The sequence below is a fragment of the Halomonas sp. Mc5H-6 genome (assembly GCF_024124705.1).
Taxonomy (GTDB): Bacteria; Pseudomonadota; Gammaproteobacteria; order Pseudomonadales; family Halomonadaceae; genus Vreelandella; species Vreelandella subterranea.
Window position 1 is genome coordinate 537,800 of the sequence record NZ_JAMXSI010000001.1, and the last position, 26,351, is coordinate 564,150.

The 26,351-nt window shown below is 57.7% G+C and carries 25 protein-coding genes and 4 tRNA genes; 17 read left to right on the top strand and 12 right to left on the bottom strand.

Translation table 11 applies throughout. The features are described 5' to 3' along the window. Positions 1–37 precede the first annotated feature (37 nt). On the top strand, positions 38–1,150 hold the full coding sequence (gene gcvT, locus NH395_RS02505; protein WP_253022170.1) for a glycine cleavage system aminomethyltransferase GcvT: 1,113 nt from the start codon (positions 38–40) through the stop codon (positions 1,148–1,150). 46 nt (positions 1,151–1,196) lie between these two features. Here gcvT and NH395_RS02510 read toward each other — a convergent pair whose 3' ends face one another. The 3 genes from NH395_RS02510 to NH395_RS02520 all read right to left on the bottom strand — a co-directional run bounded on the left by NH395_RS02510 (position 1,197) and on the right by NH395_RS02520 (position 3,930). After that, entirely contained in the window at positions 1,197–1,976 is a 780-nt protein-coding gene (locus NH395_RS02510; protein ID WP_253022434.1) for a M23 family metallopeptidase, read from the bottom strand. A gap of 113 nt (positions 1,977–2,089) precedes the next feature. Then, positions 2,090–2,971, bottom strand: a complete 882-nt coding sequence (locus NH395_RS02515) for an acyltransferase (RefSeq protein WP_253022172.1) — start codon at positions 2,969–2,971, stop codon at positions 2,090–2,092. A gap of 44 nt (positions 2,972–3,015) precedes the next feature. Next, a complete protein-coding gene (locus tag NH395_RS02520) occupies positions 3,016–3,930 on the bottom strand; it encodes a LysR family transcriptional regulator (protein WP_253022174.1) in 915 nt (304 codons plus the stop codon). 198 nt (positions 3,931–4,128) lie between these two features. On the opposite strand from NH395_RS02520, the gene NH395_RS02525 reads away from it, so the two are divergent. After that, positions 4,129–4,827 carry a CoA transferase subunit A gene (locus NH395_RS02525; RefSeq protein WP_253022176.1) on the top strand — a complete coding sequence of 233 codons (699 nt, stop codon included), beginning with the start codon at positions 4,129–4,131 and terminating at the stop codon, positions 4,825–4,827. Positions 4,828–4,892: 65 nt separating this feature from the next. Beyond that, the gene (locus NH395_RS02530; protein WP_092828371.1) at positions 4,893–5,558 is read left to right on the top strand and encodes a CoA transferase subunit B; all 666 of its coding nucleotides are present in this window, start codon (positions 4,893–4,895) and stop codon (positions 5,556–5,558) included. Between the two features lie 48 nt (positions 5,559–5,606). Here NH395_RS02530 and NH395_RS02535 read toward each other — a convergent pair whose 3' ends face one another. Together NH395_RS02535 and NH395_RS02540 are read right to left on the bottom strand one after the other, a co-directional pair. Beyond that, positions 5,607–6,374 (bottom strand): DUF1338 domain-containing protein, encoded by a 768-nt coding sequence (locus tag NH395_RS02535; RefSeq protein WP_253022178.1) that lies wholly within the window; start codon positions 6,372–6,374, stop codon positions 5,607–5,609. Between the two features lie 114 nt (positions 6,375–6,488). Further along, entirely contained in the window at positions 6,489–6,764 is a 276-nt protein-coding gene (locus NH395_RS02540; protein ID WP_253022179.1) for a GrxA family glutaredoxin, read from the bottom strand. A gap of 196 nt (positions 6,765–6,960) precedes the next feature. Between NH395_RS02540 and NH395_RS02545 the strand changes: the two genes are divergently transcribed. Beyond that, the gene (locus NH395_RS02545; RefSeq protein ID WP_066320494.1) at positions 6,961–7,731 is read left to right on the top strand and encodes a 3-hydroxybutyrate dehydrogenase; all 771 of its coding nucleotides are present in this window, start codon (positions 6,961–6,963) and stop codon (positions 7,729–7,731) included. Between the two features lie 40 nt (positions 7,732–7,771). Here the strand turns inward: NH395_RS02545 and NH395_RS02550 are convergent, their stop codons facing one another. From NH395_RS02550 to NH395_RS02560, 3 genes are read right to left on the bottom strand one after another with little or no spacing between them, the layout of a single operon-like run. Further along, positions 7,772–8,311, bottom strand: coding sequence for a response regulator transcription factor (locus tag NH395_RS02550; protein WP_253022181.1), 540 nt, complete (start codon positions 8,309–8,311; stop codon positions 7,772–7,774). A gap of 40 nt (positions 8,312–8,351) precedes the next feature. Then, positions 8,352–9,620 carry an ATP-binding protein gene (locus NH395_RS02555; protein WP_253022183.1) on the bottom strand — a complete coding sequence of 423 codons (1,269 nt, stop codon included), beginning with the start codon at positions 9,618–9,620 and terminating at the stop codon, positions 8,352–8,354. Between the two features lie 5 nt (positions 9,621–9,625). Continuing rightward, a complete protein-coding gene (locus NH395_RS02560) occupies positions 9,626–10,042 on the bottom strand; it encodes a hypothetical protein (RefSeq protein WP_066320499.1) in 417 nt (138 codons plus the stop codon). Positions 10,043–10,209: 167 nt separating this feature from the next. Here NH395_RS02560 and pyrC point away from each other — a divergent pair, with 167 nt between their 5' ends. Next, positions 10,210–11,244 (top strand): dihydroorotase, encoded by a 1,035-nt coding sequence (gene pyrC / locus NH395_RS02565; RefSeq protein ID WP_092828383.1) that lies wholly within the window; start codon positions 10,210–10,212, stop codon positions 11,242–11,244. Here the strand turns inward: pyrC and mtnN are convergent. Together mtnN and folD are read right to left on the bottom strand one after the other, a co-directional pair. Next, positions 11,237–11,944: a 5'-methylthioadenosine/S-adenosylhomocysteine nucleosidase gene (gene mtnN / locus NH395_RS02570; protein WP_253022185.1), complete on the bottom strand. Its 708-nt coding sequence runs from the start codon at positions 11,942–11,944 to the stop codon at positions 11,237–11,239. The genes pyrC and mtnN overlap by 8 nt on opposite strands. A gap of 42 nt (positions 11,945–11,986) precedes the next feature. Then, a complete protein-coding gene (gene folD / locus NH395_RS02575; protein ID WP_253022187.1) occupies positions 11,987–12,850 on the bottom strand; it encodes a bifunctional methylenetetrahydrofolate dehydrogenase/methenyltetrahydrofolate cyclohydrolase FolD in 864 nt (287 codons plus the stop codon). 204 nt (positions 12,851–13,054) lie between these two features. On the opposite strand from folD, the gene NH395_RS02580 reads away from it, so the two are divergent. The 4 genes from NH395_RS02580 (at position 13,055) to NH395_RS02595 (ending at position 13,538) form a co-directional block, all read left to right on the top strand. Next, positions 13,055–13,131, top strand: a tRNA-Pro gene (locus NH395_RS02580). Between the two features lie 87 nt (positions 13,132–13,218). Continuing rightward, positions 13,219–13,295: transfer RNA gene (locus NH395_RS02585), tRNA-Arg, on the top strand. A gap of 52 nt (positions 13,296–13,347) precedes the next feature. Further along, a tRNA-His gene (locus tag NH395_RS02590) sits at positions 13,348–13,422 on the top strand. Between the two features lie 41 nt (positions 13,423–13,463). Further along, positions 13,464–13,538: transfer RNA gene (locus NH395_RS02595), tRNA-His, on the top strand. A gap of 113 nt (positions 13,539–13,651) precedes the next feature. Here the strand turns inward: NH395_RS02595 and amt are convergent. Beyond that, a complete protein-coding gene (amt, locus tag NH395_RS02600; protein WP_253022189.1) occupies positions 13,652–17,029 on the bottom strand; it encodes an ammonium transporter in 3,378 nt (1,125 codons plus the stop codon). 324 nt (positions 17,030–17,353) lie between these two features. Here amt and NH395_RS02605 point away from each other — a divergent pair, with 324 nt between their 5' ends. The 4 genes from NH395_RS02605 to NH395_RS02620 all read left to right on the top strand — a co-directional run bounded on the left by NH395_RS02605 (position 17,354) and on the right by NH395_RS02620 (position 21,521). Beyond that, positions 17,354–18,595 (top strand): FAD-binding oxidoreductase, encoded by a 1,242-nt coding sequence (locus NH395_RS02605; protein ID WP_253022191.1) that lies wholly within the window; start codon positions 17,354–17,356, stop codon positions 18,593–18,595. A 72-nt stretch (positions 18,596–18,667) separates the two neighbouring features. Further along, positions 18,668–18,877 carry a putative motility protein gene (locus tag NH395_RS02610; protein WP_066320510.1) on the top strand — a complete coding sequence of 70 codons (210 nt, stop codon included), beginning with the start codon at positions 18,668–18,670 and terminating at the stop codon, positions 18,875–18,877. A 257-nt stretch (positions 18,878–19,134) separates the two neighbouring features. Continuing rightward, positions 19,135–20,724: a peptide chain release factor 3 gene (locus NH395_RS02615; RefSeq protein ID WP_253022193.1), complete on the top strand. Its 1,590-nt coding sequence runs from the start codon at positions 19,135–19,137 to the stop codon at positions 20,722–20,724. A 20-nt stretch (positions 20,725–20,744) separates the two neighbouring features. After that, on the top strand, positions 20,745–21,521 hold the full coding sequence (locus tag NH395_RS02620; protein ID WP_253022195.1) for a TatD family hydrolase: 777 nt from the start codon (positions 20,745–20,747) through the stop codon (positions 21,519–21,521). 7 nt (positions 21,522–21,528) lie between these two features. Here the strand turns inward: NH395_RS02620 and NH395_RS02625 are convergent, their stop codons facing one another. Next, complete coding sequence (locus NH395_RS02625) at positions 21,529–22,491, bottom strand: folate-binding protein (protein ID WP_253022197.1); 963 nt, start codon at positions 22,489–22,491, stop codon at positions 21,529–21,531. A gap of 210 nt (positions 22,492–22,701) precedes the next feature. Between NH395_RS02625 and NH395_RS02630 the strand changes: the two genes are divergently transcribed. Genes NH395_RS02630 through nei form a run of 4 tightly spaced genes read left to right on the top strand, consistent with a single transcriptional unit; the run spans position 22,702 to position 26,189 of the window. Then, positions 22,702–22,899 carry a hypothetical protein gene (locus NH395_RS02630; RefSeq protein WP_066320516.1) on the top strand — a complete coding sequence of 66 codons (198 nt, stop codon included), beginning with the start codon at positions 22,702–22,704 and terminating at the stop codon, positions 22,897–22,899. Further along, complete coding sequence (locus NH395_RS02635; RefSeq protein ID WP_253022199.1) at positions 22,899–23,306, top strand: OsmC family protein; 408 nt, start codon at positions 22,899–22,901, stop codon at positions 23,304–23,306. The genes NH395_RS02630 and NH395_RS02635 overlap by 1 nt, the downstream gene beginning before the upstream one ends. A 27-nt stretch (positions 23,307–23,333) precedes the next feature. Further along, complete coding sequence (gene uvrB, locus NH395_RS02640; RefSeq protein WP_253022201.1) at positions 23,334–25,358, top strand: excinuclease ABC subunit UvrB; 2,025 nt, start codon at positions 23,334–23,336, stop codon at positions 25,356–25,358. 3 nt (positions 25,359–25,361) lie between these two features. Further along, on the top strand, positions 25,362–26,189 hold the full coding sequence (gene nei, locus NH395_RS02645; RefSeq protein WP_253022203.1) for an endonuclease VIII: 828 nt from the start codon (positions 25,362–25,364) through the stop codon (positions 26,187–26,189). Positions 26,190–26,351 lie beyond the last annotated feature (162 nt).

The following is a 26,351-nucleotide window of genomic DNA, read 5'->3' on the forward strand; positions in this document are numbered from 1 at the left end:
ATGTGGCTTCCCGCTCTTGTTTGTAGAGGAGTGATTGATGACTGAGCTTAAACAGACCCCGTTGCATGCGCTGCATGGCCGACTTGGGGCGAAGATGGTGCCTTTTGCCGGTTACGAGATGCCTGTCCAGTTTCCGTTGGGCGTTAAAAAGGAGCACGAGCACACACGCCAGCAGTGCGGCTTGTTTGATGTCTCGCATATGGGGCAGGTAGTGGTGTCCGGTGATAACGTCGCCGAGGAACTGGAAACCCTGATTCCTGCCGATCTGGTTGGGTTGGCCGAAGGTGCCCAGCGCTATGGGCTGCTGACCAGCAATGAAGGCGGGATTCTTGACGACCTGATGGTCGTCAATGCGGGCGAACATTTCTATCTGGTGGTCAATGCTGCCTGCAAGGAACAGGATATCGCCCATCTGCAGGCCCGTTTAGGTGACCGTCTGAGCATAGCGCCCCTGGACCGTGGGTTGCTCGCCCTGCAGGGTCCCAGCGCGCACCAGGTCATGCAGCGGGTGTGCCCGGCAGCCTGCGAGCTGGTGTTCATGCAGCACGGTCGCTTTCAGGTGGATGACCAGGAAATATGGATCAGCCGCAGTGGCTACACCGGCGAAGATGGCTTCGAGATATCGGTGGCGGCTGACGCCACGGAGGCTTTCGCCGAGCGTCTGCTGTCAGAACCAGAAGTAGAAGCCATTGGTCTTGGGGCGCGGGACTCCTTACGTCTGGAAGCGGGTCTGTGTCTCTACGGGCACGACATGGATACCACGACCACGCCGGTAGAAGCCGGTTTGATCTGGGCGATCAGCAAACCGCGTCGCCACGGTGGTGCCCGCCCTGGCGGCTTCCCCGGTGCGGATTTGATCCTTCACCAGGTCGATGCCAAAGACCATACCCGTAAACGCGTGGGGCTGGTGGCCGAGGGGCGCGCGCCGGTGCGTGAGGGCGCCTCGCTGGTAGATGAAAATGGCAGTGAGGTGGGGACGGTGACCTCCGGTGGATTCGGGCCCAGTGTGGGCAAGCCGGTGGCAATGGGCTATGTTTCCCGGGACCTAGAAGCACCGGGCACGACCGTCTATGCCGAAGTGCGCGGCAAACGGTTGCCCATGACGGTCACCAAAACACCCTTTGTCACCGCCAACTATTATCGTGGTTAAGGGCTGTTAAACCGCCCCCGCTCCGGTTTCAGCCGCGGGGACGGTTTTATTTCAGCACCCGCCGGGGGTCGATCGGTTTGCCGCCCTGACGTAAGTCAAACAACAAATCATGACGGCCTGTGGCCCGACTTTTGCCTACCTGGCAAAGCGGGTCACCTGCGGCCACCTGCTGACCTTCTTCGACGGTTAACTGCTCACACAGGGCATAGACGCTTTGCAGGTTATCCGCATGGTGAACAATCACCACCTTCTCAAGCTGTCGCATACTGCCCGCAAAACGAACCTCGCCCCTGGCAACTGCCTTCGCACTTGCATTGGCCTGGGTGGCCAGCAGCATGGGCTGGAGCGTGCCACGGCTATCGGGGCCGTAGCGGCGAACTACACGGTAATCGTCCAGCGGCCAGGGCCAGCGTTTGGCCGATGACGGGAGCGATGAGCTGCTCGGGCTGGATGTTTGCGCGGCCGATTGGCTGCGGCTTGACGTTGTCGAGCTTGCGGTCGAGGTACCATTGCTCGAGCCGACGGGAATATTGATCATTTGACCAACGCGCAACTCGGTCGCCGAGGTGCCCGCGTTGGCACTTTGCAGCCGCGATGGGGTGGTGCCGAAATGGCGAGCAAGGCTGGAAAAAGTATCGCCCGGGCGGATTTGGTAGCGGTATGGGCCGCTGGCTGGCGCGCGTTCCTGCTGCGTGGGAATCAGCAAGCGTTGACCAACGGCCAGGTGGCGTGCTCTGACGCCCGGATTGAAACGCTGCAGCCTTTCGAGCGGCACGTTGGCGCGTTTGGCTAACTGGCCCAGCGTATCGCCACGTTTGACTGCCACCCAGCTACCGCTGATCTGGGCCGCCGCCGGGGCGGCGACTCGCTGAGGGGCAGAGGGCGTGCTGGCGCAGCCGACCAGTGTGCTGGCGACCATGAGAGCCCCGAGCCACTTGCTCACGCGTGATCGATCTGGCCATCCAGCTGACAGTCTTTTTCCTGCCAGAGTGCATTGATCCATGAGTGGAAATGTTCCTTGTGCTGCGATTCGGCGTGATAGTCAGCGGTCAACATCCATGCAGGCACTTCAAGGATGCGTGCCTTCAGGGTGATCGGTGCTTCCTGGCCGCAAAGAAAGCCCCAAAAAGTGGGATTCGGATTGGTGTAGCTCAGCGTCACGTCAAGGATGCCGTCGAGCTTGTCGCCAAGCAAGTTGAGGACTTGAGCAACCCCGCCCGCCTTGGGCCGAAGCAGATGGCGGTAGGGGCTCTGTTGCAAGGCATGTTTATGCGGCGTGAAGCGGGTGCCTTCAACAAAATTGTAGATAGCAATGGGCGACTGGCGGGCGCGAGCGCACATGCGTTCTGTCGCCTCCCGGTCCAGCTTTGCCAGGCCCGGATTGCGGGCAATTTGCTCTCGGGTAATGCGGCGCATGATAGGGAAATCGAGCGCCCAGAAGGCAAGACCGACTATCGGTATCCACAATAACTGCCGCTTTACGAAGAAACGCGGCATGGGAATGCGCCGGTGAAGAACCATCAGCAGCATAAAGATATCGGTCCAGCTACGATGGTTGGATATCACCAGCCACCACTGATCCGGGCGCAGGTTGTCGGGAACGGACGCCTCCAGCCGGGGTTGTATCCAGTGGCGCATCCACCACAGGTTAACGCCTATCCAGTTCATGGTGACGTGACCAATACCTGCTTGTACTGCCTTTTGAATGCGCCCCCTGGGGGCTATCAGTTTGAGCAGCGATAGCGCTGTCAGGGGGATACCCCAAAAAAGCGTATTGAGGACTAGCAAGACGACGCTAATCACCCCTTTAAACATCGGCATTCCGCGCTTCCTTACTGGTGCGTAATGTTGAATGCTAAAGGATATTACCCAGCCTGCCCAGCCTCATGCTCGGGTAAGTAGGGCGCTTGAACGGTTTCCAGCAAGACCGTGCGTAGTGCATGCGCGGCCACTGATAGCTCCTGTTGCGTCAGGATCCCCACGCGACAGGCGATGGTTGGCGAGGTCAGTGGCAGGTAGTGGGCGCCCAGCGCCTGCATCTGGGGAATGCACATTGACGGCACGGCGCTGACCCCCAGGCCTTCCGCCACCATTCGGCCGACGGTCGATAACTGATGGCTCTCGAAGGCAACCGGCAAATCCATTTGCTGTCGGGAAAGGGCCTGTTCCAGCAGTCGGCGAACCATTGAGGGACGCTGCAAGGTGATAAAGTCTTCGCCAAGCAAGTCTTCCCATGACAGCGATGTTCGCTGCTTCAACCGTGAGCCTTTGGCAACGACCGCGACAAAATGGTCCTCGAACAAGGGCGTGAATGACAGGCTGCCGGTACCCTCCGGTGCGAACGCAATGCCCATTTCCACCTGACGCGAACGCACCATGTCGTTAACGTCTTCGTTGATGACATCGTGCACGGTCACGTTGATTTTGGGGTACTGTTGACGGAATCGAACCAATGCCCTGGGCAGCAGGTTGCAGGCAAAGGCGGGCATTGCCGCGACGCTGAGGCGTCCCAACTGCAGGGTAAAGCGTTGACGCAGGCGTTCTTCCGTATTGTCCCACTGGGCGAGCAAGTGCTTGGCCAGCGGTAGCAACGACTCGCCCTCGGGCGTCAAGCGGACGCTGCGAGTGCTGCGTAGCAATAATTTGCCGCCCAGCGCATCTTCGAGCCCTTTTATGGCTAGACTAAGGGCGGGCTGGGACAAATGCAGCCGTTCGCAGGCCTGGGTAAAGCTCAGGGTCTGGGCAACAGCCAGAAAGGCGCGTAACTGTTTGACGGTCATGGCTGTCTCTTTATAAGTTATGAAAATAAATCGATAAGAAAAACAAACTTAACAAATATATTGTCTGGCACAACACTGCAACCCTAAGCCTGCGTCGCAATAGCCGTCACACCTTGCATCTCGTGGGCTCAGCGACATTGGGGTATCACTGACAACCGTCATCGACAACAGTCATCGACAACAAGGCGAGGTATAACAATGGCAGGATTCGATAAGCGTGTTGCTTCCTACGAAGAAGCAATGGAAGGCATTGAAAGCGGCATGACCGTATTGGCCGGTGGCTTTGGCCTGTGCGGCATTCCTGAAAATTTGATTGCTGAAATAAAGCGGCGTGGGGTCAAGGACCTGACCGTTGTATCGAACAACTGCGGCGTCGATGGTTTTGGCCTCGGCCTGTTGCTCGAAGACCGTCAGATACGCAAGATTCTGGCGTCTTACGTAGGCGAAAATGCGCTCTTTGAGCAGCAGATGCTCAATGACGAGATCGAGGTGGTGCTGACCCCCCAAGGGACACTCGCGGAAAAGATGCGCGCGGGCGGGGCCGGTATCCCGGCGTTTTACACCGCCACCGGCTACGGCACCCCCATCGGCGAAGGCAAGGAAGTCCGTGAATTCAATGGTCGTCCGTATATTCTGGAAGAGGCCATTACCGGTGATTTTGCCATTGTGAAGGGCTGGAAAGCCGACCGCTACGGTAATGTGATGTACCGCCATACGGCGCAGAACTTTAATCCCATGGTCGCAACGGCGGGCAGGATTACCGTCGTTGAAGTCGAAGAGATCGTTGAGCCCGGCGAACTGGAGCCCAGTCAGATCCATACACCGGGCATCTATGTAGACCGAATCATTCAGGGCACGTTTGAGAAGCGCATCGAAAAACGCACGGTGCACAGCTAAGAGTGCGGCGTTATCGAACCACCCGGTTTTTTGGCTTTTAATCGATTCACTATGAGGAACTGACCATGGCATTGACACGTGAACAAATGGCTCAGCGCGTGGCGCGTGAACTGGAAGACGGCTTTTACGTTAATTTGGGAATCGGCATTCCGACCCTGGTGGCCAACTATATCCCCGAGGATATGGACGTAATGCTTCAGTCGGAGAATGGTTTGCTGGGCATGGGCCGTTATCCCACCGAAGAAGAAGTCGATCCCGACATGATCAACGCCGGCAAGCAAACCGTAACGGCGAGGCCCGGCGCGGCGATTTTCTCATCGGCAGAGTCCTTCGCAATGATTCGCGGCGGCCATGTGGACCTGACGGTTCTGGGGGCGTTTGAGGTCGACCAGAACGGCAATATTGCCTCCTGGATGATTCCCGGCAAGCTGATCAAGGGGATGGGGGGCGCCATGGATCTGGTGGCCGGTGCGGAAAATATCATTTGCACCATGACCCATGCATCGAAACACGGGGAATCCAAGCTGCTCGAAAAATGCAATCTGCCACTGACCGGCGCAGGCTGTATCAACCGTGTATTGACTGACCTGGCTTACCTGGAAATCAAGGACGGCACTTTCATTCTGAAAGAGCGTGCGCCGGGCGTGAGTGTTGAGGAAATCGTCGAAAAGACCGCTGGTAAACTGGTGGTACCCGACCACGTCCCCGAAATGACCTTTGTTGAAGGCTAGCCGACCCGCGAGTGCCTGTTGCAAGTCAGGGCGTAAGCGTCGCCGCGCTTACGCCATCTCGCAGCGTGCATGAAGAGGCAGCAACAGCTCGGCGATCCGCTCATGATTGCTGTCCAGGTGCTTCTGGACAATAGCCAGGCCGCCCAGGCAGAGGCGATGTTCATCACCCTGGGCGAATATCATTTTTTGCGGCGTGGTCGGATAGAAACGGTGGGTGAGCAGATTGGAAACGCTAAACACCCCATTCTGCTGGCCTTCCAGGTGGGGCAGGCCGCTTTCTGTCAGTTGCCGGTCAATGGTTTCCATTGACAGGCCAAGCTGTTCGCAGTCAAAGCCGGCATGGTGCAGCCTGGGCCCCATTACGGCTAACCAGGCGGCGAGTGGGTGTTCGGTGTAAAGCTGCTGATAGAGCCCCCAGGTAGGCATTGGCCAGGGGCGACCCCTGCAAAGCAGGTTCTGGCCCTTGCTGTCTTGCGGATGTGTCTGCTGGACGAGGCCGAGTAGCGCTTCGCGTGAGGGTCTTGACAGGGTGCCCGTTTGTAATTCGGCGAGAACCAACCAGCTGCCGCTGTCCGCTGGCGCCAACAGGTGGATGAGCAGCCCTTTGTCGGCCATCGCATAATGCCCGATATGGCGATACCCCATATGGGCAAGCGCTGGTGACAGTGCCTGTGAGGAAAAACCACCATGATTGAGCGTTACCAGCGTGAGGTAATCCGCTGGCGTTGAAAGGGGCCAGAGGCGAAGTGCCCCGATATCAGGGTGGGTATGAATATAATCCAGCCATAACTGCTGGATGAACTCCTCGCGATGCATGCTGCCTTCCTTGCCAGGGTGTCGGCCCACTAACTTATGGGTTGCTATCGACCCCAGTATAGGCAAGTGACAAACGATAAGTTCAACGCAGCTAAACGGCAGGCTAACGATGGGTCAGGCAGTCGAGGAGGTGCTCAGTAGCTGGCGGTCGCGGACGAACTGGTCGAACTCGCTGAAGCCACCGACATGCTGCTGATCGACAAAGACCTGGGGCACCGTATGAATCGGCTTGCCTGCGGTTTTGGCAATATCGTCTTTACTGACGCCCTCAGACGGCATGTCGACGTAGCGGTAGCCTTCGATACTGCCTGCCTGTTCCAACTGATCAGCAAGCTGCTTGGCGCGAACACAGAACGGGCAGGAAAGGCGCCCAAAAATGACCACAAACATACATGACTCCTTTGTCAGTATCAGAACGAAGACGCATTGTGAATCAACCGGCCAGCGTTATCCAATAGGGGGACGCTAAAAAGGTTATTGAGTCACGTTATCATCTGCGTCTGCTACCGAAGGGGAGCAGTGAAGCGGTAAGCAATCAGCTAGACTGACCCCAGTATGTACATTCACTTGATCAACAGGATTTGCCATGACGACGACAGCAGTGACCCCTCGTGTTGCCTTGGTTACCGGCACCAGCAGCGGTATTGGCGAGGCAGTGGTCAAACACTTTTGTGAATTGGGCCATCAGGTATTGGCGGTAGATTTCAATCCCGAGGGTAAAACGATTGCCGAGGCAGCAGGGGCTGCGTTCTACCAGGCGGATTTAACCGACCCGGAAGCCTGTCGCGGCGCCGTTGCGGAGGCGGTCAAACGCTTTGGCGGCGTGGATATCCTGGTCAACAATGCCGGGATTCAGCATGTGGCGGCCATTGAAGACTTTCCTGAAGCCAAATGGCGTCACATTATCGACCTGATGCTGACAGCCCCTTTCCTGCTGACCCAGGCCGCCTGGCCGCACATGCGTGAAAAGGGCTGGGGGCGGATCGTCAATATTGCGTCGATTCATGCCCAGGTAGCCTCGCCGGGCAAGGCGGCTTATATCAGTGCCAAGCACGGCATGATCGGGCTGACCAAAACGGCCGCGTTGGAAGGCGGTGAACAGGGGATTACGGCGAACGCGATATGCCCGGCTTACGTGAAGACGCCGCTGGTCGATAACCAGATTGCGGATCAGGCCAAGCTGCATGGCATGGGCGAGCAGGAAGTGATTGAAAATATCATGCTCAAGAACGCCGCTGTAAAACGCCTGATCGAGCCGAGTGAAGTGGCGCAACTGGTCGCCTACATGGCCTCGGATGCAGCAGGGGCGGTGACCGGGGCGAGCTGGAATATCGACCTGGGCTGGACCGCCCATTAATTCGCGCTGCATTAGCCCACAGGCCTAGACAAACAGCGGGTTAGTGGCGCACAGGGCGCTTTTGCAGTTTGCGCTGCAGTGTTCGGCGGTGCATGCCGAGCGCCCTGGCGGTGGCCGAGATATTGCCATCGTGCTCCTGCAAGACCTTCTGGATGTGTTCCCAGGTAATGCGATTGATGGAAGGTGGGTTATCAGCCACTTCAATATTGGGGTCCCCCTGGGACCGTTCGAAAGCGGTCAGTACATCGTCAGCGTCGACCGGTTTGCATAGATAATTGACGGCCCCCAGCTTGATGGCTTCCACGGCGGTCGCAATGCTCGAGTAGCCGGTCAATACGACCACATGACAGTGCGGAACGACTGCCAGCAGTTCGGGCAATAATTTGAGCCCCGATGAATTTTCCAGCTTCAAGTCGAGGGTGGCCATGGTGGGCATATGTTGAGCCGCAAGTGCCAGGGCCTGATCCGCATCATTGGCCACGACGACCTCAAAGCCGCGCCGGGTGAGCGAGCGACTTAGCACATGGCAAAACATCTCGTCGTCGTCGACGATCAATAACCGCTGGTTGGGTGTTTGCATGATGACCTCAATGAATCACTAACGGGAGGCGTCACAGCGCCTAGTCAGCACCAGCACGGGGTAGCGTGACTTCGGTTAACGTGCCGCCTTCAGGATGGTTATAAAGACTGACGCCCCCACCAAAACGATTGATAGTGGCGTGAGTTAAAAACAAGCCAATGCCCATTCCCTTGCTTTTTGTGGAAATGAACGTATCGCCCAACTGATCGGCAATCGACATGGCAACGCCAGGCCCGTGATCACGAATATCGATCACGACGCGGTCTGAGTGCCAATCCAGCCCGATGGCGACGCCTTCGGGGTTGGCATCCGCGGCATTATTGAGCAGATTGGTGAGCGCCTGATCGAGGGTGGCGTCAACGGCCAGCCAGGGCCGTCCACGGCGGCCAGCGATGTCCAGTCGGTGACTGACATCGGGCCGTAACACCAGCCAGCGTTGGACAACACCGCTTAGCCAGGTTTCGGCGTCGAGCACTTCCGGTTCTGCCATGCGCCGCCGGTCTGCCTGGTTGACGAGGTGCTGCAGGCGGGATTTGCAAATATCCACCTGCTGACGCAGCAATTCGATATCTTCCTGACGCTCCGGGTCACCCTTGGCTTCTTGCTGCATGTCCTTGAGCAGTACCGCCATGGTGGATAGCGGCGTGCCCAATTCATGCGCGGTGCCTGCCGCCTGGGTGGCAACGGCCAGCACTTGCTCGTTGCGTAACGCCGCTTCGCGGGTGCGGGAAAGCGCTTGGTCGCGACGTCTCAAGGCATGGGCCATTTTATAGATGAAAAAAGTGACCAGCCCTGCGGACATGCCGAAATTCACCCACATGCCCAAGACATGGAGGCTCAGCGGACTGCCACTGTTGATATGCCCCAATTGGGGAATGGGATGGTAGTCAATCATCAAGAAGCTATAGGCGGCCATGGCGCAGCCGGCAATGATCCAGGCATGACGCCAGGGCAGGGTAGCGGCCGCAATGGTAATCGGAACCAGATAATAGGTGATGAAGGGGTTGGTGGATCCCCCGGAAAAATAGAACAGCAGCGTCAAGCCCACCACATCGGCGAGCAGGTGCAGCAAGTACTCAAGGTGCTGGACGGCACGTGGCCGCCCCAGCCGCCACCAGGTGGCAATGTTGAGCAGTCCCATCGCCAGAACGACGCTGACCACCTCAGGGACGGGCAGCTCAAACGAGAGGAACTTGACGCCCACGATGATGGCAATTAAAAAACCCGTCCAGGTAATGCCCCTGACAATGGTCAAGCGGACCAGGTTGCGGTTCGGGGTCGATAACGGTAGCGGGAGCTCGGTTGGCATGTGGCTCACCTGGCGGTGGATTTAAAGCGATGAATCAGGAATTTAATAAACAGCGTCATGACGTAAGTTAACCATCCCGCCGTGGCCACAATATTGAAGACCAGCATCTTGGGCGGCAGCCAGGCGCTGCCTAACAGGCCCTCAATCATGATGTGGAAAAACATCGCGATAAGCACCGGCAGCGCCAGCAGGTGAATCCACATATCGGTCCGCCGTTTGCGCACATGATAACGCCGCAGCAGGTAGCGAAGCGGCCGGTGCGCCCAGCTGAAAAATGCCAGCGTGGCAATGATCAGCAGCATGGTGACGGTTGCTTCGGTGCTGCCGTAATACGCAGAAAACGACACCGACCACGCGAGTGCGAGCCACAGCAAGCCTTCGAGGCTGGCAATAATGTCGGCGTTTCGCCGGACCTTCTGCATAACGTGTATCCTTTGACCAACCAGTGATAATTATCATACGCCACATTGAGTCAGCTGTGGGTGAATGGCACTCGATTCAACCTGATGGCGTATCCGGTATACTGCTGTTCGAGGCGCTGGGCGCCCATTTCATTGACTGCGATAACTGACGACGTACAGGATCTTCCGTGGACGCAATTACTTTGACCCGGCCAGACGACTGGCACCTCCACCTGCGCGATGGCGAAGCACTGAAAGCGGTCGTGGGCCATTCCGCTGCCCAGATGGGGCGCGCAATCATTATGCCGAACTTGACGCCGCCGATCACCACGACCGAACAAGCTGTCGCTTACCGTGAGCGGATTCTGGATGCGCTGCCTGCCGGTAGTCGCTTTGAACCGCTCATGACATTGTATCTGACAGACACCACACCGCCGGAAGAAATCGCGCGGGCGGCAAGTAGCGGCATCGTCCACGCCGTCAAGCTTTACCCGGCAGGCGCGACCACCAACTCTGCCTCTGGGGTGACGGATCTGACGCGCTGCGATGCGACCATTGCCGCGCTTGCCGAAGCAGGCATGCCGTTGTTGATGCATGGTGAAGTCACCGACGCGGCCATTGATATCTTTGATCGCGAGGCGGTGTTTATCGAGCGCGTGCTGACACCGCTTTTAGCGCGCCACCCAGGGTTGAAAGTGGTGTTCGAACATATCACGACACAGCAAGCCGCCGAGTTCGTTGCCCAGGCACCCGATACGGTGGCCGCGACGATTACCGCGCACCACCTGTTATTCAATCGCAATAAAATGCTGGTCGGGGGTATTCGGCCGCACTATTACTGCCTGCCCATTCTCAAGCGCGAAAGGCACCGCCAGGCGTTGCTGAAAGCGGCGACCAGCGGCAGTGGGAAGTTTTTCCTGGGTACCGACAGCGCCCCCCATGCGCAAACCGCCAAAGAGTCCAGCTGTGGCTGTGCGGGCGCTTACACGGCATCCACGGCGATAGAGCTTTATGCGACGGCGTTTGACGAAGTCGGGGCGCTATCGGCGCTGGAGGGGTTTGCCAGCCTCAACGGGCCGCGCTTTTATGGTCTTCCGCCCAATGGCGACACGATTACCCTGTCTCGGCGCCCGCAAAACGTCCCCGCCAGCTACCCCTACGCCGAGGGTGAAGCGATCATTCCGCTGCTGGCGGGGGAAGCGCTCGACTGGTCAATCAGCTAGCGCTCAAGGTGAGGAGCATCTGGTCGACCATGCGCGAGGAATGGTCGGCAGCCATATCCAGAAATTGCTCAAAGGACAGATGGTTATCGCCGCTGCCGGGGATGTCGGATAGGGCGCGGATCACCACGAAGGGGCATTGGTACAAATGGCATGTCTGGGCAATGGCGGCGGCTTCCATTTCCACCGCCAGCATGTCGGGGAACAAGGCGCGGGTGGCATCGACCCTGGCCGGGTCAGCCATGAAGGCATCGCCAGTGGCGATCAAGCCTTCACGCACCTTGACCTCGCCCAGTGTCTTGATGGCGCCCTGGGCCACTTTGCGGAGCGCTGCATCGGCCAGGTAAGCCGCGGGCATGCCGGGAACCTGGCCCATTTCGTAGCCGAAGACCATGGCGTCTACGTCATGGTGGCGGACTTCGTCGGAAATGATGATATCGCCGATATGCAGGTCGCTGGCGAACCCGCCGGCTGAACCGGTGTTGATCACCGCGTCAGGTTGATGGCGCTCCAGCAGTAGCGCCGTGCCGACCGCTGCGTTCACTTTGCCAATACCCGATTGCAGGATGGTCACGTCGAGGCCGTGGCGTGTGCCACGATGAAAGATAAACCCCGCGTGCTCATAACGCTCCGGGTTGTCGAGCTGGGACGCCAGGATGCTGACTTCCTGCGCCATGGCGCCAATGATACCGATACGCTTCACTATGTTGGTTTCCTGTACGTCAGAAGAAGATAAACAGCGCGGTTAGCTGTCAGATTGATCGTGCTGTTCAGCGGCCGCCAGGGTGTTTTCCAGCAGGGTGGCGACGGTCATCGGTCCTACGCCGCCAGGGACGGGGGTGATCAGGCTGGCGCGTTCGGCGGCAGCGGTGAAGCCGACATCCCCCTTCAGCTTGCCGTCTTCCTGGCGATTGATCCCCACGTCAATCACCACGGCACCGGGTTTGATCCAGTCACCCTGCACGATGCCGGGCTTGCCGACGGCAACCACGACAAGATCGGCACGTCGGACATGTGCTTCCAGATCCCTGGTAAACCGGTGGCATACCGTGGTGGTGGCGCCGGCAAGCATCAGCTCCAGTGCCATGGGCCGCCCGACGATGTTAGAGGCGCCGACGACGGTGGCATCGAGACCGCGGACCTTGACGCCACTCTGTTCGAGCAGCGTCATGATGCCTTTTGGTGTACAGGGGCGAAGGGCAGGCATGCGCTGGGCCAGCCGGCCAATATTGAAGGGATGAAAGCCATCGACGTCCTTGTCGGGTCGAATCCGTTCGAGTATCGGTTCGGCGTTGAGCGAGTCGGGCAAGGGGAGCTGGACAAGAATGCCGTCGACGGTAGGATCGTCATTTAACTGGTCAACCAGCGCTTCAAGTGTCTGCTGGGAAGTATCGCTGGGCAGGGCGTGCTGAAAGGAAAGAATGCCTGCCTGTTCACAGGCGCGGTGCTTATTGTTCACATAGACTTGTGAGGCGGGGTCGTCTCCTACCACCACAACCGCAAGTCCGGGTGCTCGTTTACCTGCCTGCTGGCGGGCAGCTACCTGTTGAGCAACATGCTGACGGACATTGGCGGCGATAGCTTTGCCATCGATGAGTTGGGCGGTCATGTAAAGAAATCCCCGTAGAGGTTGAAGGGCGAACTAAAGACACGAGTGTTAACCAAAGGTCTGCCGTTACCAATTTTCGCATGATGGGGCAGTCAGGCAAAGTGCCAGGGTAAGTTGTCAGCTTGATGGTTGACTTTAAAATTAAAAACAGTAATATATGCCTCGCTTGAGACGGGCCAGGCGGCAGCGTTTAGGCAATGAAATCGGGGTGTAGCGCAGTCTGGTAGCGCGCCTGCTTTGGGAGCAGGATGTCGGGGGTTCGAATCCCTCCACCCCGACCACGTCTAACGCGAAAGGTAGTTTTGCTTTTCCAGGCGATGGTTGTGGTCAAGTGCTCATCAATGTCTTTGTTCACGGATATTACATGTGCGCTCATAGCTCAACCGGATAGAGCAACGGCCTTCTAAGCCGTAGGTTGCAGGTTCGAATCCTGCTGGGCGCGCCATTTGTACCAGTAGCGATCAGCCTTGAAATCTCGTCGGTTGCAGTTGTCAATGGTGGATGTAGCTCAGTGGTAGAGCCCCGGATTGTGGCTCCGGTGGTCGTGGGTTCGATCCCCATCATCCACCCCAGTGACAGCACAGTAATCAGCAGTTCCCTTCTACAGGTTATGGTGGATGTAGCTCAGTGGTAGAGCCCCGGATTGTGGCTCCGGTGGTCGTGGGTTCGATCCCCATCATCCACCCCATTAACCTCTTTTCTGTTTTACCCGCTTATCTTCATTCATCTATATCTTCTCTCCCGTTTTGAACTTCCCAATGACTTCTCCCATCCGGGAATTTTCTGGGCGTCACTTGTTGGTCAGCGTGGCATCACCTTGATGGGCTGTCCGCCTACCTGGGTGAGTGGGCCGGGGTGTCCGAGTAAATAGCCTTGCGCATAGTCAATGCCAAGGGCCTTTAGCGTATCCAGGGTTTGCTGCGTTTCGACGAATTCAGCAATGGTTTCTATACTGAGCGCTTTGCCCACGGCGTGAATGGCTTCCACCATTGCTCGATCAATCGGGTCTTCATGGACATGGCGAATGAAATGCCCGTCGATTTTTAAATAATCAACGGGCAGCTGTTTCAAGTAGCTAAAGGAAGACAGCCCTGTGCCAAAATCATCCAGCGCAAACCGGCAGCCCAGTTGTTTCAGTGTGTGGATGAGCTCGATCACGCTGGAAAGTTGTGCAATGGCCGCGCTTTCGGTGATTTCAAAGCACAGGCTGCCCTTGGGCAACTGGGCATTTTGCACCTGGGTGATCAGGTCCCGGCAGAATTCGCCATCGGACAGCGACGCGCCCGAGAGGTTGACCCCCCAGCAGCCCCAGGCAGTGTCGGGGGCTGAGCGGGTAATATCGGACAGCCATGCAAGGGTGTTGCGGACCACCCAGCGGTCAATGCGCGGCATAAAGTGGTAGCGCTCGGCAGCGGGTAGAAAACTGCCCGGTGTGATCAGGTTGCCGTCTTCCTCCAGGCGTAAAAGTATTTCCTGGTAAGCGGGGCGTTTGGCGCAGACAGCTTCGATAGGTTGCGAGAAGAGTCGGAAATGATCATTGTCGAGCGCGTTCTGCAAGCGCTGTACCCAGCGAAGCTCACCGTCGCGTTCGAGTACCGAATGGTCATTGGCCTGGTAACAGTGTAGGCGGTTGCGTCCTGCCTCCTTGGCGGTGTAGCAGGCGGCATCGGCAGCGTGCAGGGCATCGGTTAACTGCATGTGGGCATCACTCAGAACGACCAGCCCGATGCTGACGCCAATACCAAAGGTGTGCTCCTGCCAGGCAAAGCGATAGTTTTCGATATCGCAGCGGATAGCATCGGCAATTTGTCTGGCCTGATCCATGGGGCAGTTGGGTAGCAACAGGGCAAACTCGTCGCCACCAAGGCGGGCGACGGTATCGCTGCTGCGGACATAAGCCTGCAGTTTTGTGGCCACCTGGCGGAGAAGCTCATCACCGGCGATGTGGCCGCAGGTATCGTTGACGATCTTGAACTGGTCAAGATCCAGATAGCATAAAACGTGACTGCCTTCCTGGCCATCGAGCAACTGGCTCAGCGTTGTTTCAAATGCTCGACGGTTGATTAGCCCTGTCAGGTTGTCGTGGCTGGCCTGGTAGTTAAGCTGGTCGGCAAGTTGGCGAGTGATGCTGACGTCCTGGAAGACCGCTACTGCGCCCAACGTAATGCCGCTGCGCGAGCGAATCGGGGCGGCACTGTGTTGAATGGGCGTTCGCTGTCCGTCGCAGTGCTCAAGCCAGCCGTCCTCGGTGGAATGAATGGCGCGGTGCTGGGTGAGTACCTGGCGCGCCGGGTTGCTGAGTAGACTGCCGGTTTTGTCGTCGATGAGGCGATAAATCGACTGGATCGGTTTTTCACGAGCCTCGCGAAGGTGCCAACCGGTCAGCCGCTGGGCTTCGCTATTCATGAAGGTGATCAGGCCGCTAGCATCGCAGGTGATGACGCCATCCCCAATCGAGGCCAGGGTCGTTCTGGCCAGGTCCCGCTCGCGGTTTAACTGTTCCTGCAGGCGCTTGCGTTCGGTAATGTCGCGCACCATGCCGGAACGTTCCGAGTCCGAACCGCTGGCTCCTTCGCTGATCTGGACTTCCAGATAGCGGACTTCCTGAGTGGCGGAGCGCAGCTTGATTTCATGGCGTTCACCCGGCGCCAGGTTGGTGCGCTCCAGTAAGCGGCTGACAGGGGTGCCTATCATCTGCTCGGCTTGAACGCCAAACAGCTGCTCCGCACCCGGGTTGAGGCTGGTGAGTATCCCGTTGGCCTGCCAGGTAAGCACGCCGTCACGCAGGTTGTGAAGCATCACCCGGGTATGGCCGATAGCGCTTTCCAGGGCCGCCGCGACACGGTTGTAGCCTGCGGCAATCTCGCCCACTTCAGAAAAAGGGTCTGCCTCGATGCGCTGGCGCATGTCGCCCTGTTGTTCATGGCGGCGCATGTGTTCCAGCAATTGGGTCAGTTCGTTATGGGTGCCGTGTTCGGCGAGGTTTAAGCCCATTTTTTCATCTTCAGGGCTAACCCGAAGCGGAAAATAGCGCCCGGAGATACGAAACAGCAGCCACGCAATACCAAAACTCCAGAGTCCGCAGATAACGACGCCCAGCAGCTGCACACCGGCCTGTTCCACCGTGCCCAGCCCAGTCCCCAGCGCCTCGGGGTCGGCTATCCAGGGCAGAGCGAGCGTGCCCCAAATGCCGGGAACCAGATGCGCCGGAATAGCGCCTACGGCGTCATCGATGCGGTGGTTGAGCAGCCATTCGCTGGTGATCACCATCAGAACACCGCTGACAGCCCCGAGGCCCAGTGCCGCTGACATCGACACTGCATGGGCTCCTGCGGTAACAGCGACCAATCCGGCAATGGCGCCGTTGATGGCATACATGACGTCGGCATAGCGGCGGGCTCGCCAGCCCATCAGCATGGCGGATAGAATGCCCCCTGCGGCGCCCAGGACCGTATTGGCGAGAATGCCGGGTACCTGGCCGTTGATGGCCAGCGTGCTGCCGCCGTTGAAGCCAAACCAGCCGAGTATCATGAACAGCGCCCCCAGCATGGCGAGGGGCAGGTTGCCCGCCGGAAAGGCAGTGGGGGGTTGGTTTTGGTTGAAGCGTCCCTGGCGAGGGCCGATGGCGAGAACGGCCGCAAGCGCGACCCAGCCCCCCACGCTGTGAACGACGGTGGAACCGGCAAAATCCACAAACCCCAGCGAAGCGAGCCAGCCGCTTTCCCCTCCCAGTAGGCCGGCCCATGCCCAGTGCCCGAATACGGGGTAGATGAGTAGCGCTATCCAGAGGGCGGTCCAGAGGTAGGTAAAAAACGGCATTCTCTCGGCGACGGCGCCTGCCACAATGGTCGCCGCGGTAGCGCAGAACATGGCCTGAAAGATGAATAGCGTGATTACCCAGCTGGATGCTGAGTTGAGTTGCCACCCGAACAGGCTTGTGCCCAGCCAGCCGCTTTCCGAGACGCCGAACATCAACCCGAAGCCCACCAGCCAGAAGACGCTCAGTGCAATGGCAAAATCCGCAATATTCTTCATCGCGACATTGATGGCGTTTTTGCTGCGGGTTGTGCCCGCTTCCAGGCATAAAAAACCCGCCTGCATGACAAAGACCAGTGCGGCTGCCCATAATACCCATAGTGTATCGAGCAGTTCTGTATCGATGATGGGGGTAAGTGGCATGGTGGCATCCTTGTTCTTTTTTGGTGCGCTGCAAGCTCTATTTGGGTGCATGGCGCACGGCGAAGCGTGGTTAAGGCGGCGCTGAATTAGCGCCTTTTGCCATAATGATGGTCCTCGCGGTAATAAGGCAAAGCAATTGCTGTGCCGTAATACCGAACGCTTTCGGTTTTTTTGTTTTTGGCGATATTAATTTCTGATTTTTTTATTAAAAACAGTTTTTTAGACTGTATTAATGCTTCTTTATCAGTGCTATTTTTTAGGTAACTAGGCGTGCGGTGTGACTGACCTGCGTGTCGTGCAATTTGTCGATGGGAGGGTGTTTCAATGTCGCGTCATGCGGTGGTGTTAGGGGCAGGTATGGTAGGTGTCAGCATTGCATGGCATCTGCAGCAGCGGGGGATTCAGGTCACTCTGATGGACCGACGCCAGCCAGGCCGGGAAACCTCCTTTGGCAATGCCGGTATTATCCAGCGTGAAGCGGTAAAGCCCTACCCCTTTCCTCGCGATTTTAAAACCATCCTGAGCGTGCTGCCCAATCGACGCGTGGATATTCGCTATCGTACTGGCGGTATGCTGGAGGCGGCGTCGCCGTTATTGAGCTATTGGCATCATTCCTCGCCGCGTCGCTACCGCCAGATCGTGCCGGAATATGCCTCCTTGATTCAGCTGTGTCTTAAAACCCATGGACCGATGATCGAGGCCGCGGGTGCCGAGGACCTGGTGCGTCGCCAAGGCTGGCTGGAGATATATCGAACGCCTGAGAAGCTGGCCAAGCGCGCGAAAGAGGCCGAAGAAATGCGGGACCTCTACGATGTGCAATTTCAGGTGTTGGATCGACAGGCGTTGCTAGACAAACAGCCCGACCTTGGCGATGAAATCATGGGGGCCATTCACTGGCTTGATCCCTGGACAGTCGCTGACCCTGGCGCGTTGGTGGCCGCGTATGCAGCATCATTCGTCGCCAATGGCGGTCAGATTGTGCAAAGTGACATTCAGTCGGTCACCCAGCGTGAAGCACAATGGTGTGTGACCACCAGTGATGGAGAGGTGGTCGCAGACGATGTCGTAATGGCGCTGGGACCCTGGTCAGGCGAGTGGCTCAAAGGCTTGGGCTACCGCTTCCCGACCTTCGTCAAGCGGGGATATCACATGCATTATGCCACTCAAGCACCGGCTCGGTTGCAGTACTGGTTGATGGATGCCGAGGTAGGCTATTTGCTGGCGCCCATGAATGCAGGCATTCGGCTGACCACCGGTGCCGAGCTGGACCGCCTTGAGTCACCGGCTGATGAAGGCCAACTAAGCGCGGCGGAAAGCGCTGCACGACGTATTTTCCCGCTGGCTGAGCGTCTTGATGAAGCCGCCTGGAAGGGCGCACGCCCGTGTCTTCCGGATATGAAGCCGGTGATTGGCCCCGCGCCTCGGCATAAAGGCCTCTGGTTGGCCTTCGGACACGGTCATCAAGGGTTTACCCTGGGACCGGCAACGGGCTACCTGCTTGCTGACATGATGGAAGGCAAGACGCCCGCCATCGACATGGCGCCCTTCAGGGCCGAGCGTTTTTAGAGAGTGTGTTTTGCGTGTTGTCGTGCCATTTGCTAGTCTCCTAGTATATTCGTACTACATTGAGGTGACCATATGGATGTAGCCGTCAGTAATGCGGTGAGCACAGCGCTTTACATGAACCAGGCCCAGAGTGCTGAACAGGCTCAGATGCAGGTATTCAAGGAAGCATTGGATACGCAGGCGCAGCAGGTGACTGACATCATGGCGTCCGCCGATACCGGTGCACAGCCTGATCTGGCAAAAGAGGGCACCGTGGGAACTCAGGTCAACACCTTCGCCTGATATTCCATTGGTTAGCGACAGCTTAAAAAAAAACGCCGGTCTTCCGGCGTTTTTTTATGGCCGCTTATTCGCGTCTGGCGCCTCTCCATGGTGCCCGCTGTTCACGACAGGAGGCTGCGTTCTAACCCGTCCCCAAACCGTCCTCTTGTGGCCCAAGATTGTCTGCGAGGGTACAATTGCCAGCAATGCCATATAGCTCGGCCACTGACACTTGGCATCCATGTGTCTGGCTGAGTACACGCTAATGATGAGGCCCGATGAAAGATACCCAATTAGCCCAGGAAGCCGGGCTTAGAAGAACCTTTGCTATCATTTCCCACCCCGATGCCGGTAAAACGACCATTACTGAAAAGATGCTGCTGTTTGGCAATGCCATCCAGCTGGCCGGTTCGGTGAAAAGCAAGCGTAATGACCGTCATGCCACCTCGGACTGGATGAAAATGGAGCAGGAGCGGGGCATCTCGGTGACAACCTCCGTGATGCAGTTTCCCTACGGAGGACGCATCGTTAACCTGCTTGATACGCCAGGTCACGAGGATTTCTCTGAAGATACCTACCGTACCCTGACAGCGGTGGACTCTGCCCTGATGGTGATTGACGGTGCTAAAGGCGTCGAGGACCGGACCATCAAGCTGATGGACGTCTGTCGTCTACGCACCACGCCGATTCTGACCTTCATCAATAAAATGGACCGCGATATCCGTGACCCCATCGAGGTGATGGACGAAGTCGAGACGGTGCTCAATATCCAGTGTGCGCCCATGACATGGCCCATTGGCATGGGACGGCATTTCCGTGGGGTGTATCACCTGTACAACGATGTGGTTCATCTCTACACCCAGGGCCAGGGCAGTCGTATCCCCGAGGACAAGCGTATCGAGGGGCTGGATAATCCCGAGGTAGACGAAGTGCTGGGTGAAGAGCAGGCCGAGGAACTGCGCATGGAAGTCGAGCTGGTGCGCGGCGCATCCCATGAGTTCGACCTTGACGCCTATCGCCGTGGGGAATTGACGCCCGTCTACTTCGGAACCGCGATGGGTAACTTTGGCGTTCGCGAAATGCTGGATGGCTTTGTTGAATATGCACCAGCCCCCCAGCCCCGGGAAACCGATGTGCGGGATGTCCCGGCTGACGACCCTCGTTTTACGGGCTTCGTGTTCAAGATCCAGGCCAATATGGATCCCAACCACCGTGATCGTATCGCTTTTCTGCGGGTGTGCTCGGGCAAGTACGACAAGAACATGAAAATGCGCCATGTGCGTATCAACAAGGATGTCAAGATTGCCGACGCGCTGACGTTCATGGCCTCCGACCGCTCCCAGGTGGAAGAAGCCTGGCCTGGCGATATCATTGGCCTGCACAACCACGGCACCATCCAGATTGGCGATACGTTTACCGTGGGCGAGAATATGCGCTTTACCGGTATTCCACACTTTGCGCCGGAGCTTTTCAAACGCGTTCGCCTGAAAGATCCGCTTAAAATGAAAGCCTTGCAGAAAGGCCTGCAGCAGCTCTCGGAAGAAGGCGCTACGCAGGTCTTCATGCCGATCGACAACAATGACCTGATCCTGGGGGCCGTGGGGACGCTGCAGTTTGACGTGGTGGCGCACCGCTTGAAGGAAGAATACAAGGTGGATTGCCTGTATGAAGCCGTCAATGTGCAGACGGCCCGCTGGGTGTATTGTGAAGATGCCAAGATGCTGGAGGAATTCAAGCGCAAGGCAAGCGCCAACCTGGCGATCGATGGCGGGGGCTACCTGACCTACATCGCGCCGACTCGCGTCAACCTGCAGATGACCCAGGAGCGCTGGCCGGACATTCGCTTCCAGCCGACACGCGAGCACTAGCCTGGCAATACGAGGCGACCATGCTGATTGATGCCCACTGCCATCTTGATTTTACGGAGTTCGATCCTGATCGTGATGCGGTCATGGCAGCCGCGAGAGGCGTGGGGGTCAAGCACTTTATCGTGCCGGGGACGACCTGCGCCCGTTGGCAAGCCGTGCTGGCGCTTGGGGAGCAACACCAGGATGTCAGCGTTTGCGCGGGCCTTCATCCTTACTTTATGGATGAACACCGTGACCAGGATCTTGCCCGATTGGCGTGCTTGCTGAATGAGCGTTCCGAGCTGGTTGCCGTCGGCGAGTGCGGGATTGATGCACGCTTCGACGCTACGCTCGATGCCCAGTGGGCGTACTTCGATGCCCAATTGACCCTGGCCAAGCAACATGCGTTGCCGGTGGTCGTGCACTGTGTCAAAGCCAACGACACCGTCGCCAAACGGCTTCGCCAGCGCACGCTTTCCAGGGCCGGGTTGATCCACGCCTTTGCCGGGTCTTACGAACAGGCCAGGAAGTTTGTGGATCTCGGTTATGTCCTTGGGTTGGGGGGCGCGGCGAGCTATCAGCGGGCAAAGCGCTTGCACCGCGTTATCAGGGCATTACCCGATGACAGCTTTGTGCTGGAAACGGACAGCCCCGATATGCCGCTCAGTGGCTACCAGGGCCAGCGCAATGAACCCTGCCGGGTGAGTGACGTCTGCGATGTCGTGGCAACATTACGCGGACAAACACGCGAGCATGTCGCCGCCATCAGCAGCGCCAATGCTGCCCGCCTGTTTCGACTACCCTATGCCGTCGATTAACCAGCCTTCAATTCGCCAGGCCCATGGCAAGTTGTTCGGGGTCGAGCCGTTCGATAGGGTAGGGAAGGTCAAGCAGTGCCAAGCGGGCCTCCCCGATATAAACGGGCATGGCCTCTTCCATCACCTTGGTATTCATGACGGCTAGAAGCTCGATGCTGCCTGTTTCGCTCACGGCGCTGTTAACGACTTCGCCGACGGCCTTGCTGGCTTCATTGATGACCGTGTCCCCGGTTGTCGGCGTCTCGCTATTCGCAAGTTCAGCGCGCACCAGGCGTTTTTTTACCTGACCGCGGAAATGGGCCCGGGCAACGACTTCCTGACCGGTATAACAGCCTTTTTTGAAGCTGATACCGCCAAGCGCTTCCCAGTTGAGCATCTGCGGCAGGAAATGGTCCTGCTGTGCCTCGGTCAACCATGCCAGGCCGCTGCGAATGTCGGCCAGTTGCCAGGCCGCCCGGCCGCCTTCATCGTCAAGGGCCTCGATCAGGGTGTCGTCTTCCAGGCAGAACAGCCAGCGTGGTGTATCCCCTGGATAACATAGCACGCTGGCGTGCGAGTTTGCGGATTGAGTGCCTGGCGCCTTGGGTAGGGGGAGATCCAGCGTTTCCGCGATTGAGCGGGCATTTTCTCCCGCGCCGACCAGCGAGAGCTCGGCAAGTGGGGTCAACTCCGCTTTATAGAAAGCAGCAAATTTTTTCAAATGGCTGGTCAGCGTTTCCAGCAGCGACTCGCTGAGAAGTAGCCGATAATGACTGTCGCCTATCTTCATCAGTTGAGCATTCGCCAGCACGCGCCCCTTTGGCGTGCAGAAACAGGTGAGGGGCGCAAAGCGCCCGTCGGCCAGGCTGACCTGAGCGCTGGTTTGCCCTTGCAAGAATTTCTCGGCATCGGGGCCTTGGATATCCAAGGCCGCCAAGTGGTGAAGGCGAATACCGCTGTTAAGGGCATCGAGAGAGGGAACGGTCGCCATGACAACTCCTGTTGAAGGGGTGGCTGAATCGTGATGCGAATCAATTTTACCTTAAGTGTGGGCGATGGGCCGCGATTGCAAGGTCCCCGCCGCATGCTAGACTCGTTGTCTGTATCAGTTTTGCATAGGACAATATCAATCCGCTCGGAGAGCCAATAATCGTTGGCATTGACCCGTGACAGTACAATGTATTTGAAACAAGGCTAGCCAATGGCACAGCAATCATTAACCTTTCACGGGGTCAAATCCGCTGAACAGGTCAATCAGATTACCACAGCGCTGATGATGCTCGACGGCGTGGACAGCGCTGAAGTGGGCCGCTATGGCGCTGAGGTGGACGGCCGGGTAAAGCGTGAAGCGCTCATCAAGGCCGTTGAAAAGCTCAACCTGGGCATAAAGGTAACATGATGCACAAGCCGATTACGGTGATCAGTGAGCGCAACAGCGTCTTTCGACAGCGCGTTGAGGTTGACGGCCTTGAGGATCTGGCGGCGGATGTGCCGCCCGTTGTGGGGGGCGACGGCAGCGCGCCGGACCCCCACGACTACTTCGATATCGCCTTGGGTACCTGCAAGGCCATTACGGTACAGATGTACGCCAAGCGGAAGCAATGGCCCCTGGAAGGCATTACCGTCACTGTTCAGCGCGATGATAGCCAGGAAACGAAAGGCGTTTACAAGCTGGCAGTGACGATGACATTTCACGGCATTGACGATGCCGAGCAGCGTGCCCGGCTGGAAGATATCAGCCATCGCTGCCCCATCCAGCGGTTGATGACCTCATCGACCGTGGAGATTACGACGAGCGCCACGTAGCTCGCCTTACCCTGATCAGGAGCGAAGATGAGCAAGGATTTCCGGTTGCAGTCGAAGTTTGAGCCCGCAGGCGACCAGCCCAACGCTATCGAGGGCTTGGTGAGTGGTCTTGAGTCGGGGCTTGCCCATCAAACGCTGCTCGGTGTCACCGGCTCGGGGAAAACCTTCACCATGGCCAATATCGTCGCGCAACAGCAGCGGCCGACGATTGTCATGGCGCCCAACAAGACGTTGGCGGCGCAGCTTTATGGTGAGTTCAAAGCGTTTTTCCCGGACAACGCCGTTGAGTACTTCGTTTCCTACTACGATTACTACCAGCCGGAAGCCTATGTGCCGTCGTCGGACACCTTTATTGAAAAAGATGCCTCCATCAACGACCACATCGAGCAGATGCGCCTGTCGGCGACCAAGGCACTCCTGGAGCGCCGGGATGCGTTGATCGTCGTATCGGTGTCGGCGATCTACGGCCTGGGCGACCCTGACCAGTACCTCAAGATGCGCTTGCATTTTACCCGCGGCGAGTTGATCGACCAGCGTGCCTTCCTGCGCCGCCTGGCGGAACTTCAATACACCCGCAACGATATGGATTTTCGCCGTGGTACTTACCGGGTGCGAGGCGACGTGATCGATATTTTCCCGGCGGATGCCGAAGAAGAAGCCGTACGGGTGGAGTTGTTTGACGATGAAATCGACTCGATCCGGCTCTTTGATCCCCTGACGGGCGACGTGCGCGGGCAAGTCCCGCGCATGACCATCTACCCGAAATCCCACTATGTTACGCCCCGGGAGACGATCCTGGCTGCGATTGACGATATCAAGGCGGAGCTTAAAGAGCGCCTGGAGTGGCTGCGCAAGCACGAGCGTCTGGTAGAGGCGCAGCGGCTCGAGCAGCGTACGCTTTACGATATCGAGATGATGCTCGAGCTGGGTTACTGCAACGGTATCGAAAACTACTCACGCTATTTATCCGGCCGCGCCCCCGGCGAGCCGCCACCGACGTTTTTCGACTACCTGCCTGACGATGCGCTGCTGTTTATCGATGAATCCCACGTCAGCGTGCCCCAGGTAGGCGGTATGTACAAAGGCGACCGGTCGCGCAAAGAAACGCTGGTGGAATACGGTTTCCGCCTGCCATCTGCACTCGATAACCGGCCGATGAAGTTTGAAGAGTGGGAAGCCATTTCGCCGCAAACGATTTTCGTCTCGGCGACACCGGGCCCCTACGAAGCCGAGCATGCAGGCCAGGTGGTCGAGCAGGTCGTGCGGCCGACGGGGCTGCTGGATCCTGAAATTGAAGTGCGTCCTGCAAGCACTCAGGTGGATGATTTGCTGTCCGAGATCGGACTTCGCACGGAAGTGGGCGAACGCGTATTGGTGACCACTCTCACCAAGCGCATGGCAGAAGATCTGACCGAATACCTGGATGAGCATGGTATCCGCGTTCGTTATCTGCACTCGGATATCGATACCGTCGAGCGGGTGGAAATCATTCGCGACCTGCGGCTGGGTAAATTCGACGTGCTGGTGGGGATCAACCTGCTGCGAGAGGGGCTGGATATCCCGGAAGTCTCATTGGTTGCCATTCTCGATGCCGATAAAGAAGGCTTCCTGCGTAACGAACGCTCGTTGATCCAGACCATTGGCCGCGCTGCGCGTAACGCCCAGGGCAAAGCCATCCTTTACGGCGACCGGGTTACCGATTCCATGCGCAGGGCGATGGATGAAACCGAGCGTCGGCGTGACAAGCAGAAGGCCCACAACGAGGCCCATGGTATCACCCCCACCACGATTACCCGTTCGGTGACCGATATCATGGAAGCTGCGCAGGCCCCAGGCAAGAAAAGCAACCGTAAGCGTGGCAGTGATCGCAAGGTGGCTGAGAGTGCTGCCGAGTACGATACCGCCAGTATGGACAAGCACGATTTCCTCGCCGCGATCAGCAAAATCGAGGATGCCATGTTTGAAGCGGCGCAAAATCTCGAGTTCGAGGAAGCGGCACGCCTGCGTGACCAGTTGCACAAGATGAAAGAAAAACAGCTGGCGCTAGGGTAGGGCATGCCTGAAGGTCCAGAAATCCGCCGTGCGGCAGATCGTATTGAGCAGCAGATAGGCGGCCGGGTGGTTGACGATGCCTGGTTCGCCTTCCCCGAACTTGCCGAGCAGGCAGCGTCGCTGATTGGGGTGCGGGTTTTGCGGGTAGACACCCGGGGCAAGGTAATGCTGATTGGGTTCGCCGATCAGCGCGTGCTCTACTCCCATAATCAGCTTTATGGGGTTTGGAAACTGCACAAAGAAGGTAAGCCACCCAGTACCCGGCGCTCGCTGCGCGTTCGATTAACCACAGAAGGGCGCTGCGCCAGTCTCTATAGCGCGTCGGATATTTCACTCTGGCATGAAGATAATCTCGCCGAGCATCCTTTTTTGTCCCGGCTCGGGCCTGACCTGCTGAGCCAGGCGGTGACGCCACTGCAAGTTCAGCAACGATTGAGCCTCAAGCAATTTCATCGGCGCAGCCTGGGGGCATTACTACTCGACCAGGGTTTTGTCGCGGGGTTAGGCAATTATCTGCGCTCGGAAATTCTTTTCTACGCCCGGTGCCACCCCAAACAACGCCCCGTTGATTTAACCGAGCAACAGCGCCAACAACTCGCCGTTTGCATTATCGAAACGACTCGTCAGGCCTACGAGCAGGCGGGTGTTACCAATACACAGTCCTGGATTGAGCAGGCCATTGCCACGGGTGAACCGCGCCGCCAATGGCGATTCAGCGTTTTTGAACGGGCGGGACTTGGCTGCCATCGCTGCGGCCAGATTATCGAACGTATGATGGTTGGCTCCCGGCGGCTGTATTTGTGCCCGGGCTGTCAAATCAATACACCATAATTTATACCGTTATCTTACTGCTGAGATCACTAAAACCTGCCATTCCCTGATTCTATAACGTTGGTGTTACTGCCGGGGTAATGCCAATACGGTATAATGTTTTCAGCCAAAAGGCCGCTATTCCAATAACCGCTTAGGCCGCCGATAAGACGATAACCGAGG

What these genes read in the sequence shown, in the direction of transcription:
- gcvT (WP_253022170.1), top strand. Translation starts at nt 38, where the DNA reads ATGACTGAGCTTAAACAGACCCCGTTGCATGCGCTGCATGGCCGACTT.
- NH395_RS02515 (WP_253022172.1), bottom strand. Translation starts at nt 2,971, where the DNA reads ATGCCGATGTTTAAAGGGGTGATTAGCGTCGTCTTGCTAGTCCTCAAT.
- NH395_RS02520 (WP_253022174.1), bottom strand. Translation starts at nt 3,930, where the DNA reads ATGACCGTCAAACAGTTACGCGCCTTTCTGGCTGTTGCCCAGACCCTG.
- NH395_RS02525 (WP_253022176.1), top strand. Translation starts at nt 4,129, where the DNA reads ATGGCAGGATTCGATAAGCGTGTTGCTTCCTACGAAGAAGCAATGGAA.
- NH395_RS02530 (WP_092828371.1), top strand. Translation starts at nt 4,893, where the DNA reads ATGGCATTGACACGTGAACAAATGGCTCAGCGCGTGGCGCGTGAACTG.
- NH395_RS02535 (WP_253022178.1), bottom strand. Translation starts at nt 6,374, where the DNA reads ATGCATCGCGAGGAGTTCATCCAGCAGTTATGGCTGGATTATATTCAT.
- NH395_RS02540 (WP_253022179.1), bottom strand. Translation starts at nt 6,764, where the DNA reads ATGTTTGTGGTCATTTTTGGGCGCCTTTCCTGCCCGTTCTGTGTTCGC.
- NH395_RS02545 (WP_066320494.1), top strand. Translation starts at nt 6,961, where the DNA reads ATGACGACGACAGCAGTGACCCCTCGTGTTGCCTTGGTTACCGGCACC.
- NH395_RS02550 (WP_253022181.1), bottom strand. Translation starts at nt 8,311, where the DNA reads ATGCAAACACCCAACCAGCGGTTATTGATCGTCGACGACGACGAGATG.
- NH395_RS02555 (WP_253022183.1), bottom strand. Translation starts at nt 9,620, where the DNA reads ATGCCAACCGAGCTCCCGCTACCGTTATCGACCCCGAACCGCAACCTG.
- NH395_RS02560 (WP_066320499.1), bottom strand. Translation starts at nt 10,042, where the DNA reads ATGCAGAAGGTCCGGCGAAACGCCGACATTATTGCCAGCCTCGAAGGC.
- folD (WP_253022187.1), bottom strand. Translation starts at nt 12,850, where the DNA reads ATGACCGCCCAACTCATCGATGGCAAAGCTATCGCCGCCAATGTCCGT.
- amt (WP_253022189.1), bottom strand. Translation starts at nt 17,029, where the DNA reads ATGCCACTTACCCCCATCATCGATACAGAACTGCTCGATACACTATGG.
- NH395_RS02605 (WP_253022191.1), top strand. Translation starts at nt 17,354, where the DNA reads ATGTCGCGTCATGCGGTGGTGTTAGGGGCAGGTATGGTAGGTGTCAGC.
- NH395_RS02610 (WP_066320510.1), top strand. Translation starts at nt 18,668, where the DNA reads ATGGATGTAGCCGTCAGTAATGCGGTGAGCACAGCGCTTTACATGAAC.
- NH395_RS02615 (WP_253022193.1), top strand. Translation starts at nt 19,135, where the DNA reads ATGAAAGATACCCAATTAGCCCAGGAAGCCGGGCTTAGAAGAACCTTT.
- NH395_RS02620 (WP_253022195.1), top strand. Translation starts at nt 20,745, where the DNA reads ATGCTGATTGATGCCCACTGCCATCTTGATTTTACGGAGTTCGATCCT.
- NH395_RS02625 (WP_253022197.1), bottom strand. Translation starts at nt 22,491, where the DNA reads ATGGCGACCGTTCCCTCTCTCGATGCCCTTAACAGCGGTATTCGCCTT.
- NH395_RS02630 (WP_066320516.1), top strand. Translation starts at nt 22,702, where the DNA reads ATGGCACAGCAATCATTAACCTTTCACGGGGTCAAATCCGCTGAACAG.
- NH395_RS02635 (WP_253022199.1), top strand. Translation starts at nt 22,899, where the DNA reads ATGCACAAGCCGATTACGGTGATCAGTGAGCGCAACAGCGTCTTTCGA.
- uvrB (WP_253022201.1), top strand. Translation starts at nt 23,334, where the DNA reads ATGAGCAAGGATTTCCGGTTGCAGTCGAAGTTTGAGCCCGCAGGCGAC.
- nei (WP_253022203.1), top strand. Translation starts at nt 25,362, where the DNA reads ATGCCTGAAGGTCCAGAAATCCGCCGTGCGGCAGATCGTATTGAGCAG.